The organism is Asticcacaulis sp. YBE204, assembly GCF_000495855.1.
Lineage (GTDB): Bacteria > Pseudomonadota > Alphaproteobacteria > Caulobacterales > Caulobacteraceae > Asticcacaulis.
In genome coordinates this window covers 625,728-639,676 of sequence record NZ_AWGF01000001.1, presented here as the reverse complement: position 1 = coordinate 639,676, position 13,949 = coordinate 625,728, and the positions used below count along the sequence as shown (strand labels likewise).

General features: G+C 61.0%; 16 protein-coding genes. 7 read left to right on the top strand and 9 right to left on the bottom strand.

Annotated features, from left to right (window positions below; genetic code table 11):
• The first annotated feature begins 3 nt into the window (after positions 1 to 3).
• Positions 4 to 432, top strand: coding sequence for a hypothetical protein (locus tag AEYBE204_RS23780; RefSeq protein ID WP_023460901.1), 429 nt, complete (start codon positions 4 to 6; stop codon positions 430 to 432).
• Positions 433 to 438: 6 nt separating this feature from the next.
• On the opposite strand, the gene AEYBE204_RS23775 is transcribed toward AEYBE204_RS23780, so the two are convergent.
• The 5 genes from AEYBE204_RS23775 to AEYBE204_RS23755 form a co-directional block, all read right to left on the bottom strand.
• Positions 439 to 753 carry a type II toxin-antitoxin system VapC family toxin gene (locus AEYBE204_RS23775; protein ID WP_023460900.1) on the bottom strand — a complete coding sequence of 105 codons (315 nt, stop codon included), beginning with the start codon at positions 751 to 753 and terminating at the stop codon, positions 439 to 441.
• Between the two features lie 54 nt (positions 754 to 807).
• Positions 808 to 1,065 (bottom strand): type II toxin-antitoxin system Phd/YefM family antitoxin, encoded by a 258-nt coding sequence (locus AEYBE204_RS23770; RefSeq protein WP_023460899.1) that lies wholly within the window; start codon positions 1,063 to 1,065, stop codon positions 808 to 810.
• Between the two features lie 53 nt (positions 1,066 to 1,118).
• Entirely contained in the window at positions 1,119 to 1,547 is a 429-nt protein-coding gene (locus AEYBE204_RS23765; protein ID WP_023460898.1) for a DUF3806 domain-containing protein, read from the bottom strand.
• A 40-nt stretch (positions 1,548 to 1,587) separates the two neighbouring features.
• Positions 1,588 to 3,018, bottom strand: a complete 1,431-nt coding sequence (gene argJ, locus AEYBE204_RS23760; protein ID WP_023460897.1) for a bifunctional glutamate N-acetyltransferase/amino-acid acetyltransferase ArgJ — start codon at positions 3,016 to 3,018, stop codon at positions 1,588 to 1,590.
• Between the two features lie 96 nt (positions 3,019 to 3,114).
• The gene (locus tag AEYBE204_RS23755; protein ID WP_235068044.1) at positions 3,115 to 4,188 is read right to left on the bottom strand and encodes a peptidyl-prolyl cis-trans isomerase; all 1,074 of its coding nucleotides are present in this window, start codon (positions 4,186 to 4,188) and stop codon (positions 3,115 to 3,117) included.
• 314 nt (positions 4,189 to 4,502) lie between these two features.
• On the opposite strand from AEYBE204_RS23755, the gene secA reads away from it, so the two are divergent.
• The 5 genes from secA (at position 4,503) to AEYBE204_RS23740 (ending at position 9,467) form a co-directional block, all read left to right on the top strand.
• On the top strand, positions 4,503 to 7,349 hold the full coding sequence (secA, locus tag AEYBE204_RS23750; RefSeq protein WP_023460895.1) for a preprotein translocase subunit SecA: 2,847 nt from the start codon (positions 4,503 to 4,505) through the stop codon (positions 7,347 to 7,349).
• A gap of 49 nt (positions 7,350 to 7,398) precedes the next feature.
• Positions 7,399 to 8,043 (top strand): hypothetical protein, encoded by a 645-nt coding sequence (locus AEYBE204_RS0119845; RefSeq protein WP_155908212.1) that lies wholly within the window; start codon positions 7,399 to 7,401, stop codon positions 8,041 to 8,043.
• A gap of 51 nt (positions 8,044 to 8,094) precedes the next feature.
• The gene (locus tag AEYBE204_RS23745; RefSeq protein WP_155908210.1) at positions 8,095 to 8,910 is read left to right on the top strand and encodes a hypothetical protein; all 816 of its coding nucleotides are present in this window, start codon (positions 8,095 to 8,097) and stop codon (positions 8,908 to 8,910) included.
• A complete protein-coding gene (locus AEYBE204_RS40965; RefSeq protein ID WP_023460892.1) occupies positions 8,907 to 9,032 on the top strand; it encodes a hypothetical protein in 126 nt (41 codons plus the stop codon). Before AEYBE204_RS23745 ends, AEYBE204_RS40965 begins: the two co-directional genes overlap by 4 nt.
• A gap of 231 nt (positions 9,033 to 9,263) precedes the next feature.
• The gene (locus tag AEYBE204_RS23740) at positions 9,264 to 9,467 is read left to right on the top strand and encodes a hypothetical protein (protein WP_023460891.1); all 204 of its coding nucleotides are present in this window, start codon (positions 9,264 to 9,266) and stop codon (positions 9,465 to 9,467) included.
• Positions 9,468 to 9,681: 214 nt separating this feature from the next.
• Here AEYBE204_RS23740 and AEYBE204_RS23735 read toward each other — a convergent pair whose 3' ends face one another.
• The 4 genes from AEYBE204_RS23735 to AEYBE204_RS23720 are packed head-to-tail and all read right to left on the bottom strand — an operon-like array spanning position 9,682 to position 12,693.
• Positions 9,682 to 10,398, bottom strand: a complete 717-nt coding sequence (locus AEYBE204_RS23735) for a lysophospholipid acyltransferase family protein (protein ID WP_031229699.1) — start codon at positions 10,396 to 10,398, stop codon at positions 9,682 to 9,684.
• Between the two features lie 5 nt (positions 10,399 to 10,403).
• On the bottom strand, positions 10,404 to 11,069 hold the full coding sequence (locus AEYBE204_RS23730) for a YdcF family protein (protein WP_023460889.1): 666 nt from the start codon (positions 11,067 to 11,069) through the stop codon (positions 10,404 to 10,406).
• A complete protein-coding gene (locus tag AEYBE204_RS23725) occupies positions 11,069 to 11,935 on the bottom strand; it encodes an ABC transporter permease (RefSeq protein WP_023460888.1) in 867 nt (288 codons plus the stop codon). Before AEYBE204_RS23725 ends, AEYBE204_RS23730 begins: the two co-directional genes overlap by 1 nt.
• Positions 11,932 to 12,693 carry a cell division ATP-binding protein FtsE gene (locus AEYBE204_RS23720; RefSeq protein ID WP_023460887.1) on the bottom strand — a complete coding sequence of 254 codons (762 nt, stop codon included), beginning with the start codon at positions 12,691 to 12,693 and terminating at the stop codon, positions 11,932 to 11,934. The genes AEYBE204_RS23725 and AEYBE204_RS23720 overlap by 4 nt, the downstream gene beginning before the upstream one ends.
• Before the next feature lie 102 nt (positions 12,694 to 12,795).
• On the opposite strand from AEYBE204_RS23720, the gene AEYBE204_RS23715 reads away from it, so the two are divergent.
• Entirely contained in the window at positions 12,796 to 13,794 is a 999-nt protein-coding gene (locus tag AEYBE204_RS23715; protein ID WP_023460886.1) for an MJ0042-type zinc finger domain-containing protein, read from the top strand.
• Positions 13,795 to 13,949: the final 155 nt, after the last annotated feature.

The following is a 13,949-nucleotide window of genomic DNA, read 5'->3' as shown; positions in this document are numbered from 1 at the left end:
AAAATGAAAACCTTGATTAGCCTTTTTATCAGCCTGTTCCTGTGGCTGCCCTTGTCGGCATCGGCTGAAGTCAGCGCCGCAGACTCAAAAGCCATCGATCAGGCCTTCGACGGCTTCATGGTCAAGGTCAATGCCAAACAATATGACGAAGCCTATACCACCTTCATGCTGCCGCTGATCAGCGAGCAGGCGCAGCTTCAGCGCAATCTGGTCGGCCTCACCAAGCAGGTCGCCGAATATTTCGTCGAGCCGATCAAATACGAAAAGGTCGAGGAAAATGCGCTGGGCTCAAACCTCGTCTATCGCAAATATATCCTGTTCAACGATCGCGCCCCGTACGTCGTTGCCGTCGTCATGTTCCGCACGACGCAGGGCTGGAAAGGCCAGCATATTACCTTGCGCGACCTGACGCCGGACGAGGTCGCGCCTTAAGCCGGTTTAGATAGCGCTCACAATATCGGTGTGGGAAAAGTCGTTGCCGACGAACAAAAGCGGGCAGTCAAAGGCTTTCGCCGTCGCGTAGGAAAAGCAATCCATCAGATTGAGCGATTCCCGGTGACGCCCTTTGCCCCAGATCATATAGGCGGCCGTGACCAGTTCCGCCGTGTGCTCGTCCACCGGAACGACCTCGATGTCCATCCGATCCATCAGGGTCTGCAAGCTCGGCAAAAAGCCCCGGTTTCCGGCCACCGCCGACACTTCGGCCAGTACCGCCGCCGACATGAAAAGTCTGTCCGCATAGGCGACAAGCATTGGCCAAAGGCTCGTCTTGCACGATGGCCATCAGCGCCGAACTATCGACGACGATCATCCGGGCAAGCCATCATCGCCATAGAGAAAATCGGCGGAGTGGGCCGCGTCCGGTCCCGGAAAGACCTTGCCTTCGATAGAGGCTTTGAAATCGTCAAGAATTTTGCGCCGCTGTTCCGGTGTCAGTTTCGGTTTGACGGGCACCAGCCGCACCGCCGCATGGCCATGCCGGGTCAGCGTGACCTCTTCACCGGCTTCCGCGCGGCGGACGAGATCGGTGAGTTGCGCCTTGGCGTCGGTAACAGAAATGAACATGGCAAAGCCTCAGACGTCAATATAGACCGTTTGATGGCCATATCAATCGAAGCTCACTGGACCCTGTATTCAGCCTTCATGTCTTCGATTAACGCAAACATCTCTTCGTAAAAATCACGCACATCAACCTCCTCGCCCTGCTCCACGCGTTTCGAAATCATGGTCAGGGGAAAGAGTTTAATTGCTGTCCGGGGGATGCAAAGACAGGGATCACGCCCATACTGGTCTTCAACCATGATCCATTGACAGCCATATTCCTGAACCAGCACATCGCCAAAGACGACGCCCAAACTTTGGAGTTTCCAAGTTTCTTCGGCATCGATCCACTTCTCTCGCAGGATCACGTCGAGAAGATGAAGTTTACCGTCAACGGTTTCGAATTTATGGCGCGCCTCTGGTTCGTAGTGGTCACGAACCCAGATTCGCTGCGCTTCAAGTGAGGAAATATCGTCTGGCGACAGAGGTTCCAGCTTTTCTTCCATTGCCCGTTCAGTCCTCCCGCGCTACCCCTGAAAGGGAATATTAGCTGCGGTAATCGCCGTTGATGCTGATATACCCATGCGTCAGGTCGCAGGTATAGACGTGCGCCGAGCCGCGACCGACGCCGACATCGACGGCGATCTCAAGGTCCTGCTTCTTCATATAGGCGCTCATAGCGGCTTCGTCGTAGGTGAGCGATACCGCGCCGTGTTCGGCGGCCACAAGGTCGCCAAAGCGGATGGCGATATGGTCGCGATCGACCTCTTCCTCGGTCTTGCCGACCGCCATGACGATGCGGCCCCAGTTGGCGTCTTCACCCGCCCAGGCGGTCTTGCACAGCGGGCTTTCGGCGATCGACTTGGCGATCTTGCGTGCCGAAGCGGGCGAGGATGCCCCGGTCACCGTGACCTTGACGAACTTGGTCGCGCCTTCGCCGTCGCGGATCAGTTGCGTGGCCAGATTGTGCATGACCTTTTCCAGCTTGTCGCGGAAGTCGGCCAGACGCTTGTCGCCCGCGCGGCTGATCTTCACGGCCCCTGCGGCCCCCGTGGCGAACAGCAGCGCCGTGTCGTTGGTCGAGGTGTCGCCGTCCACCGTTACGGCGTTGAAGGTCGTGCGCGTATAGAGACCGAGCAGGCTTTGCAGCACACCCGCCGAGAGGGTCGCATCGGTAACGATAAAGGCCAGCATGGTCGCCATGTCCGGCGCGATCATGCCCGAGCCCTTGGCAATCCCGGCGATCTTCACTTCGATGCCATCGATCAGGGCGGTCTCATAAGCACCCTTGGGGAAGGTGTCAGTGGTCATGATGGCTTGCGCGGCGTCGTGCCACGCATCGGCCCTGAAGGTGTCTTCGATCAGCGGCAGTTGCGCGGCGATTTTGGCATCGTCCAGCACGACGCCGATGACGCCGGTCGACGCGAGCAGGATATCGCGCTGACGGCAATCCAGACGCCGCGACAGGGCCGCGGCGGTACGGCGGGCGGCGTCGGCCCCCAGCTTGCCCGTAAAGGCATTGGCGCAACCGGCATTGACGACCAGGGCGCGGATTTCATTGCCTTCATTGGCCGTCAGTTGCTTCTTGCACCAATCAACGGGGGCGGAGCCAATGGTGTGGCGCGTGAAGACGCCCGCCGCCGTGGTCCCTTCGGCGAATTTCATGACCAGCAAATCGGGGCGCGCATGCTTGTAGAACCCCGCCTGACCGATGGCGATCTCGACACCGTTGACCGGCGGCATGGCGGGCAACGGCACGGCCAGAGGCGACACGGCCAGTCCGGGTTTACCGGTGACGGGCTTATTTTGATTCTGGGGCGCTTCGGCGGCTGGCGTTGAGGGATGCACGCCAACAAGTTCGGCCCCGGTTTGCACCACTTTTTTCAGAGCGTCGAACGCGCCGCCGATCCCTCGGTCATGGCTGGCCGCCGGGGTCGTTTGATCCGTCGATTTGCCAGAGGAAGGGGGCTTGGTCATGCGCTATGCACTCCACCAGAGAGGTTGGTCAAAAAGGGCGGATTACCCCCTATTTGTGACCCTGTGAAGACTTTTGTTAGCGCAAATCCGGATTGATCAATTCGACGCCGGTTTGGCCGTCGCCAGCAGCTTGGTTTTCGTACCCGTGCCGTCATTGAGCGATTGCGAATAGGCCAGCGGTTTCGCCGCGCTCTTGGTGGCATTCTTTTGCGCCGCCGGTTTCACAGTGGCCTTAGACGCTGACGAAGACGAAGATACCGGCGCATCTTCGGACGCTTCATCCCCGGCAGCCGACGCGTCGTCGCCCGCGGGCGGCACGTCCTTCGGCGCCGAAGCCGGTTCGCGTTCATTGCCGCTGCCCATATCCTTGACCAGCATTTCGACGCGGGCCCCATCGCGCAAGCCCTGCAACAAACCGCGCACCTGTTCAAGCTTGAGCGCCGACATGATGCCGGGGCGCGCGTCCTCCAGCGTCATGGGCTGTTCCGGACGACGCTCCTCGACCTTGAACACCGCCCAGCCGCCGTCGATCTGCACCGGTCCTACGGCCTGCCCCGGCTTGGCGTTCAGCAATGCGCCGCGATAGGCCGCCGGGATGACATCGGTGGTGAAATAGCCCATGTCGCCGCCGTTGAAGCGCGTCGCCTGATCGATGGAGCGTTCCATCGCCAGCGCCTCGAACAGGGCGCCGCCCTGAATCTGACGTACCACATTGTCGGCCTCGTCCTTGGTCTTGACAAGGATCAGGCGCGCGCGGATTTCCTCGGATTTTTCCGACAGCTTGACCTGTTCGTCGTAAAGATCCTTGACCTTCTTGTCGTCGATGGCGGCATCGACCGAGGATTCGAGCAGCATGTGCCCCAGAATGTCCTCACGCGCCGCCGCGATGCGGCGCTGCGCCAGATCGGTACGGTCCAGCCCCTTGGCGATCGCCGCGCGCGCCAGGAGCTTCTGGTCGATGACCTCTTCAAGCGTGCGACGGAACAGCGGCGAGGCGATATCGAGCGGCTCGCCTTCACCGATCAGGCCCTGCTGGATGGCTTCATAACGCACATCCGACGCCCACACCGTATGGCCGTCGATGCGCGCCACGGCGACGTCGCCGGGTTCGGGCGGACGTTCGTCCAGCGTCGGCTTGTCGCACGCCGCCAGCGTCACAGTTAACGCCACGACCGCCAAACACGCCTTAAAGCCTGTCCATCGCCCCATTATAAACTATCCCCAGTCTATACGCGCACACAAAACCGCGCCTATTAGCCATTCAAACCGTCGGGTCCGCAAGAGCCTTTTGCCATAAAGGGGAAAACCCCTTCATCGTTGACATAGGCCCGCGCCGCGCTTAAGTCAGTCCCCGCGCTTGAAAAGCGTCACCTTTTACCTATCTGCCTTAAAAGCCTTACGCCGAAGACCTTGATATTTCGCTAAATGCGGAAACGGGACAGGACGCCGTAGGGCAGATTAATTAGACATTTATCGGGTTTCTCATGCTGGCTTTCGCCAAATCGCTGTTCGGCTCCGCAAACGAGCGCAAGGTTAAATCGATGTCGGGCCGGGTCGGCCGCATCAACGCGCTCGAAGCGAAGATGAAGACGCTGAGCGACGAGGAACTGGCGCATCAGACGGTGCTGTTCCGCGAACGCCTCGCCAACGGCGCCTCGCTGGACTCGCTGCTCGAGGAAGCCTTCGCCACGGTGCGCGAAGCGGCCTGGCGCTCGCTGGGCCAGCGCCATTACGACGTGCAGCTGACCGGCGGCCTGATCCTGCATCAGGGCGGCATCGCCGAAATGCGCACCGGCGAAGGCAAGACCCTCGTCGCCACGGCGCCGGTCTATCTGAACGCCCTGCTCGGTAAGGGCATCCACCTGATTACGGTCAACGACTATCTGGCCAAACGCGACGCCGAAACCATGGGTCGCGTCTATCGTTTCCTTGGCCTTACCACCGGCGTCATCGTTTCGGGCATGTCGCCGCCCGCCCGCAAGCAGGCCTATAATTCCGACATCACCTACGGCACCAACAACGAGTTCGGCTTCGATTATCTGCGCGACAACCTCGTCTATAACCGTCAGGAAATGGTCCAGCGCGGCCACCACTTCGCCATCGTCGACGAAGTCGACTCGATCCTCATCGACGAAGCGCGCACGCCGCTGATCATCTCCGGCCCGACCGAAGACCGTTCGGAACTGTACAAGGTGCTCGACACCCTGACCAAGGAGCTGATTCAGGACCCCGACACCTTCGAACTCGACGAAAAGCAGCGTCAGGTGCTTTTGTCGGAAGCCGGTTCGGAGCGCCTCGAAGAAATGCTGATGGCCGGTGGCTATCTGGCCGAGGACACGACGGGGCTTTATGACGCCGCCAACGTCTCGCTGGTCCACCACGCCAATCAGGCCTTGCGCGCCAATACGCTCTACACGCCGAACAAGGACTATATCGTCAAGGACGGCGAGATCATCCTGATCGACGAATTCACCGGCCGCATGATGTCGGGCCGCCGCCTCTCCGAAGGCCTGCACCAGGCGATCGAAGCCAAGGAAGGCGTGGCGATCCAGCCGGAAAACCAAACTCTGGCTTCGGTGACGATCCAGAACTATTTCCGCATGTACGAAAAGCTGTCGGGCATGACCGGCACGGCGGCGACCGAAGCCTCGGAATTCGGCGACATCTACAAGATGGATGTGCTGGAAGTCCCCACGCACCGCGCCATCAAGCGCGTCGATTTCGACGACGAGGTCTATCGCACCGAAGCCGAGAAATTCAAGGCCATCGCCGATCAGGTCGCCTCGTGCTTCGTCAAGGGTCAACCGATCCTCGTCGGCACGGCCTCGATCGAAAAGTCCGAGAAGCTGTCGGAATTCCTCGACGCCTATGCCTACCGTGTCGAGCTGAGCCGCACGCTGAAAAGCCAGTACGCCAATGCCGACAAGAAAGAGCTGAGCAAGCTCGGCGACGAGGCCTATGACATCGAATATGCGTCGGGCAAGGGCATCAAGCACAGCGTGCTGAACGCCCGTCACCACGAAAACGAAGCCTATATCATCGCCGACGCCGGTGTGCCGGGCGCGGTGACCATCGCCACCAACATGGCCGGTCGCGGCACCGACATTCAGTTGGGCGGCAACGTCGATCTGCGCGTGCAGAAGTGGCTGGAAGAGATCGGCGACGAGGCTGCGGCCAATGTCACTAACGAACAGCTGCTCGCCAAGAAGGCCGAGGTCGAGGCGCAGATCGCCGACTCCAAGCAGAAGGCGCTGGCCGCCGGGGGCCTGTTCGTGCTCGGCACCGAACGCCACGAAAGCCGCCGTATCGACAACCAGCTGCGCGGTCGTACGGGCCGTCAGGGCGACCCGGGCACGTCGAAATTCTACCTGTCCTGCGAAGACGATCTGATGCGCATCTTCGCCGGCGATCGCCTGAACGCCATGATGAAGACGCTGGGCGTCGAAGAAGGCGAGGCGATCACGCACAAGCTGCTCAACTCGGCCATCGCGACCGCTCAAAAAAGAGTGGAGCAGCGCAACTACGAAATCCGCAAGAACCTGCTCAAATACGACGACGTGGTCAACGACCAGCGCAAGGCCGTCTTCGAGCAGCGTCAGGAGTTCATGGACTCCGAGGACCTGTCGGAAATCATCGAGGAGTTCCGTCAGGAAACGATCAGCGACCTCGTCGAGCGCCACCTGCCGCCCAAGGCCTATGCCGAGCAGTGGGATGTCGCGGGCCTCAAGGAAAGCTGCGAGAAACTGCTGGGTCTCGACCTGCCGATCGACGACTGGGCCGCCGAAGAAGGTATCGCCAACGAAGAGATCGAAGAGCGCATCCAGACCATCGCCGCCGATACGATGGCGCAGCGTCTCGAACTGCTCGGTGCCGATCAGATGAAGGCGCTGGAAAAGAACTTCCTGCTCCAGATGATCGACATGCAGTGGCGCGAGCACCTGATGCACCTCGATCACCTGCGCGCCGTCATCGGCCTGCGCGGCTACGGTCAGCGCGACCCGCTGAACGAGTACAAGACCGAGGCCTTCTCGCTGTTCGAGACCCTGCTTGTCAATCTGCGCCACAACACGACGCGCTGGCTGATGACGGTGGAAATTCGCTTCCAGGGCCAGCCGGACCCGGAGCCGGTGCAGTTCGAGGAAATTCACCTCGATCCAACGACCGGTGAAAATACGCTGGCCCCGCAACTGACGGATGATTTATCCGCCGATCAGCGTGAAAAACTCCCCCATTCGGCGCTGCCGGCGGGCTGGGAAGCCACACCGCGCAACGGACAATGCCCGTGTGGTTCGGGCAAGAAATTCAAGCATTGCCACGGGGCGCTGATTTAGTTAACGTCCTCTTTACCGTTCGCTTATGCGAAGGGGTTTGGGGGTTGTTATGGCGGTACGTGGACAGGTTTGGGCAATCATGGCGCTGGGGCTTATGACCTCGGCGGGCGCGGTTTCGGCGGAAACGCTGGTGCCGCCGTCCTTGCAGGGCTCGTTCCTGTCGCCCGAAGCGCCCAGCGCGCCCAAGCTGGTCATCGACCCGGCCCTGATCGGCATGGCGCCCAAGGCCGAAGGTACCGCCGCCTCAACGGTGGCCATCGAGGACAAGGCCGCCGCCGCGAAAAAGACGCGCAAGGTCGTACTTTACAAACAGCTCATGGAACTGAACGGCACGGCCAAGAACGTGCGCATGATCCTCGCCAACACCAAGGCGGCGGTCAAGCTGGTCATCCTTGAGCGTCAGGGCAAGAAAAGCCTTCTGCCATCCGAAGAAGCCAAGTTCGACCAGATCGCCGACCGCGTGCTGAAAGAGGCCGAGGTCACCATCATCGACCAGATAGCCACGGCTCAGGCCGCGGGCTTCGAGGAAGAAGAGATCGTGTCGCTGATCAACGCCAATTCCGGTCTGGCGGCGGCGAAGTACAATGCCGGGAAATTCGCCAATCCCGAAGCCAGCGCCCAACAGATTCAGGGCTTCATGGTCGACGCGGTGGTCAAGATCATCAAGACGTTCCAGCAGTCGATCTCGTCCTGATACACGGACCATCTGGAATTATCGGGGCGTATGATGTGGGGGTTCAGGGTTTTGTCAGTTAAAACGAAGATGGCCGGTCTGTGCGCAGGCCTGATGATGAGCGTATCGTTTGCCGCCGTGGCGCAGACGCCGGTTCCGCTCAAGGAACCCGGTGCGAATATCGTCACCGCGCCGAAACCGGTGAAGAAGCTGCAAAACCGGCCGATCGCCGCGCCCGAAGCGCCGCTGCCGTTCCAGCCCGCTGCCCCCCTGCCCTACGACTCGGTGCGCGACACGCCCGCCGCGCCGGTGCCGTACAAGGACCTGATGAAAGGCGATAATCTGGCGCCTGCGGCCAAGGAAGAGGTGCAGACCTCCGTCAAGGCCCAGATCGCGCCTTCCATCGAGATGATCGATAATACGCCGAAGCCGGTTCTGGTCGCCACCCAGACGCCGGTCGCCGCCCCCAAGGGCGACGGCAGCTTCGACGACCGCCTCGGCCTCGCCCAGCGCCTGCTGGAAGTCGACGGCACCGAGGCGATCATCCGCCACTTCGTCAACGAAGTGCATATGCGCCTGATCGTGGCCGAGGTCGGCAAATATATCGACCTCAACGCGCTCAGCGAGGCCGACCGTTACCGTCTGGCCAGCATCGCGGCGGTGGTGGCCACGGAACTCGGCGACAAGATATTGATGGTCAGCGCCCGCCAGCACGCCCAGAACCTGACGCGCGACGAACTGGTCCATCTGACCTTGGTCAACGACACCGATGCCCAGCGCAAACTGACCCAGATGCGCATCGACGATACCGGTGAACTGGACAAGAACGCCGAGCTGATCATGCAGATCGCCGTTCTGAAGATCGTGCAGGAATTCGAGAAGCCATGAGGCGCGCGTTGAAAAGCCCAACGGTGCGTGCGGCATTGGTCAGCATCGGCTTACTGGCCGCGGCGGCCCTGCCGGCCCTGTTGCTGCTGCCCGCCGACAGCCGTGCCGAAGCGACCAGATAGACGCCTTCCCTTACGGCAACAAGATACCGTCGTTATTCTCCCTCTTGGCGAATCCCAGAATTGAGTTACACTCCGCCGCACTGAGCCGTTTAAAGACGTGCAAAGGGAAAAGAACGCTGCCGGACGTCCGGAAAAACAGCGTCACGATAGCGCATCCGAAAAGTGTGTAGCGGTTTTCGGAATCACTGCGCGATCAGGAAAAGACAGATGAATCGCCAAGGGAGGCGTCCGATGAAGTACGTGCGTAAGGTCGCTGCGGCCGTCGTGGTCGTGTCGGTATTGTCAGCGGGGGTCGTCTATGCCCAGGCCGCCGACTGCAAGAAAAAATGCAATGAAATCTATGCCGCTTGCCAAAAAGGCGGCAAGGACCAGAACAAGTGTCTCGCCGCCTGGGTCGAGTGCAAGAAGAAGTGTACGGCGGCCACCGCGCACTAAAACAGATAATAGATAGAAGCATCTCCCTCCTCCCTACGCAGTGGGGAGGTGCCGAAGCGCATAGCGTTGAGGCGGAAGGGGTACACCGCCATGCTTTTCAGCGCGCTGAATGGGCTGGTGTTATACCCCTCCGTCAGTCTGCTCCGCAGCCTGCCACCTCCCCACTACGTAGGGAGGAGGGAGATACCTCAACCGCTCTTGACTTAGCACTAACTTACTTCGATTTTTCAGCCTGTTCCGCGATCAGTGTATTGGATGCCGTTTCCAGCCGCATCTTGATCTCGCTCATGAATTCGCCGCGTTTCAGACCGGCAGGCACCGGCGGCAGGAATTCGAACACCACCGTCCCCGGTGTACGCGTAATGCCGTGCGCCGGCCAGAACTGGCCGGAATTGGTCGCCATCAGGTGACAGGGATATTCCACATCGCGATAGAGTGCGGCGACGCCCGGCTTATAGGCCGCGTCCTCACCGATCTCCGACCGTGTGCCTTCCGGGAAGATCACGATCTGACGCCCGTCTTCGAGGCGGTCGCGCGTATCGGCGACCATGGCTTTCAGCGCTTTCGCCGCATCCTTGCGCTGGATCGGGATCATCTTCGTCCGCCAGATATACCAACCGAAAAACGGCAGCCAGGTCAGCTCTTTCTTGAGGATGAAGCAGGTCTTATCCAGCACCACAAACGGTGCAATCGTGTCGAGCATGCTGAGGTGCTTGCCCGCGATGATCGCCGCCCCCGTGGGTCGATGCTCCAACCCACGAAACTCGACCTTGACGCCGCAGATGACGCGCAGCCCCCACAGGGCGGTCTTCGCCCAGATACGGATGACGGTCATGCCCCACGAGCGTGACATCAGCATGAAGGGTACGCCGAGTAGACCGACCACGGCGACGGCGCCGTACAGCCAGACGACGTAGAGTACCGAACGCATGAAATTCACGATGCCGAACCTTCCGACGCGGCCCCCGCTCTTTGCGTCGTTGCCGCGTCTGTCTGTGGCTTGTCCTTGCTGAACAGGCCCTTGACGCTCAACAGCATATCGCGGCCCAGTATGGCAAGATATTTCGAATATTCGATGACCAGAGTCCGGCTGCCCGAACCCGATTTCCACCACGCCCGCGCGTCCAGGGACGGCGTGGCGACCGGATAGGGATGCAGCGTCGCGCCGGGCAGGGTCGCCTTGATCTCCAGCAAACTGCGCGGCATGTGGTAGTCGGACGTCACCACGATCAAATCCTTGAAGCCTTTGGCCTTGGCCCATTCGGCGACTTCGTGCGCGTTGCCGAGCGTCGTCTGCGCCTCATAGCCCAGATCGACGCAGCATTCATACAACCGCTTATTGCCTTCGGTGACGGTGAGCAGTTCGTCGCGGGTGACTTCGCGATTGACGCCGGAAATCAGCATCCGCGCCCCCTTGCGCCGCTCCAGCAGCCGCATGCCTTCCTTGATGCGCATGTCCGACGCCCCGGTCAGCACGACGATGGCGTCGGCGGCCGCCTCCGGCTCATCGGCGGGCGTGGAGTCGATGACGCGATCGGCAAAGGCCAGCAGGCCCGCCCCCCACAACACCACGATCAGAAGCACGGCAACGAGACGCCGCATCAGCTCTCCCCCAGCATCCTCAAGGTGACCGTCCGTGCGGTATAGGCCGCGATCACCGCCGCCAGCAACGGACAAGGTATTAATACTAACAGGTCAACCCACGAAAAGGGAAGAGCCAGCAGGAAGCTTTGTGACGCGCCTGTGACTTTAATGACCGCCATGATCACGCCGGCGGCCCCGGCGCCGAACAGACCGCTGAGGCCCGCCATGCGCGCGAAGCGGTACTGAAAGCGCCGCGCGATGAACAGGTCGGTCGCCCCGCACAGGCTTAAGACCTCGACGATATTGGCGCGCGCCGTCAGGCCCGCCCGCGTCGCAAAGCCCACCACGGCCGCCGCCGCCGAGGCTATGAGCAAGAAAATACTGATCGAAATCAACCGGATGATCAGGGCCGACTTTTCGATATCCTCAAGCCAGGTCGAGTGGTCGTCGATGGTCGCATCGATCTCCTTTTCCGCCAGCGCTTCGGACAGGGCCGCCGTCGTGGCGGGCTTTTTGTCGTCCAGCCGCACCTCGACCAGATTGGGCAGGGGCAGGTCTTCGAGGACGGCGTCACCCAGCCACGGCTTGATCAGTTCCTTGGCGCGTTCGGGCTCGATGGCGGCGGCTTCCTTGACACCTGCCACCCCGGCCAGCACCTCGGCGGCGCGGGCGGCGGCGACCGAGCCGGTCTCAAGGCCCGTCGGGCGGACCTGCACTGTGACTTCCGAGCGGATTTCGCGCGACCAGCCCGTCGCAGCGCGGTTCGACGCCAGCACGATCAGAAACGCCATTGAGGCGAGAAAGAACAACACGGCGATGACGTAACGCAGAGAGACTTCGCGCGTGTCCTGAATCGGCAACAGATCCTTACGCTTCAGGGTCATGACGCCCCCCTGATCGTCGTCGTCAGGTCGCGTTTATGCACCCGTCCCTCGCGCAGTTCCAGCACCGGCATCCCCGACGCGCGGATCAGGGCTTCGTCGTGGGTCGCAATCAGCACCGTCGCCCCCAGCCGGTTCAGTTCTATGAACAGCCGCATGATGCGCAGGCCCATGGCGTGGTCGATATTGCCGGTCGGCTCGTCGGCCAGAATCAGGGTCGGGCGATTGACCACGGCGCGCGCGATAGCCAGCCGCTGCTTTTCCCCGCCCGACAGGACGTCCGGCATGGCGTGCAGCCGGTTTTTCAGTCCCACCCAGTTGAGCAACTCCTGCACGTCGGCCTCAAAGCGTTTCGGCTCTTCGCCGCGCACGAACAGCGGCAAGGCGGCGTTGTCGAACACATCGAGGTGGTCGAGCAGGCGGAAATCCTGAAACACGATACCGATCCGGCGACGCAATTGCGCCGTCTGGTTACGGTTGGCGTAGGCGATTCGCTCGCCGAACAGGCTGACCGCGCCGGTCGACGGTTTTTGCGACAGATAGATCATGCGCAGCAGCGAGGTCTTGCCCGCCCCCGATGGTCCGGTCAGGAAGTGAAACGACCCGGCTTCAAGCGAAAAGTTCAGATCTTTCAGGATGTAATGATCGGGATCGTGGCCCGTATGGCCGTGCCCTTCGTAGCCGAGACCCACGCCGTCGAACACGACCACCTGCCGGTGATCGGGCGCGAAAATATCGTCGTCTTGAGGGTCAGAGGCCACGGGGTTTCCGTTAATCGCTTATCACTTGTTAAGGGTTTTGGGCCAAAAAGGTTAAACACCCGTTTTGGTTAACGGGATTTATGCAGCGATTCGCCGAAAACCATGCTTGTAACCTGTCCGAAATGCGCCCTGGCCTATGCCATAGACGACGCCCAACTGGGGCCGCAGGGCCGCACGGTGCGCTGCGCCTCGTGCAAGTCGACGTGGCATGCGCACAAGGCCGAAGAGCCGATCGACCTGCCGATGGAAAAGGTGGTCGAAAAGCCCGCCGCAAAGGCGCCTAAAAAGCTTGCCGAGGTCAAGGCCAAGAAAATCCCCTCGATGTACCGCGAGATGATCGAGGGCCAGAAACGCCACAAGGCGCTGATGGCGCAGGGCATCATCTGGAGCGCACTGGCCGCGACCTTTGTCATGATCATGGCCGGGGCGTACCTGCTGCGCGTCGATGTGGTGAAGTCGTTCCCGCGTCTGGCCGGGGCCTACGCCGCCGTCGGCGTGCCGGTCAATGCAGCGGGTATCGAGGTACTCGAGTCCAAAATGGAGCCGACGCTGCGCAATGGGCGTTTCGTCATGAGCGTCACGCTCAAGGTGCGCAATATCCGCAATAGCGACACCGTGGTGCCACCCGTTCGGGTTCACCTGCTGGATCAGAACAATAACGAGTTCGATTCGATCGTGATCCCGCCTGAAGGGCTTACCCTGGCCGCCAATGAAACGCGCTCGATCGGCTTTATCGTGCCCGACGCGAAGAATATGGCGCGTAATCTGCTGGTCGAATTCGACATGCAGGCCATGAAGGACATGCAACGCCTGCGTCCGTCGATGCTGAAAGGCGATCATGCCGATCCGGCGGAAGACCACGCCACGCCCGCCGCCCACGAAGGCGATGCGCCGCACGACGAACACGAAGCCGCCCCGGCGGGCCATGACACCCCGGTCGCCGACGCCGTGCCGGTGGCCGAAGACCACGGCGATGGCCATGCGCCAGCCGAATCGCACGACGCAGCCCCTGCGGATCATGGCTCCGATGCCCATGCTCCGGTGCAAAAACTACCGGAGCTTAAACCTGCGCATGGGGCGTCCGACGCGGGCCATCATTAAGCTTCTCCACAGATGGCCACAGATGGTCTGTGCTTGTGACAGTTTCGTCAGACAATGGCCGTTCGTTTAAAGAAAACCACAGATTACACAGATTTCACAGATTGGCGCTTCGCGCCCGGAGTTTGTGGCACCGACAGGGTGGGACGGTCCCCTCT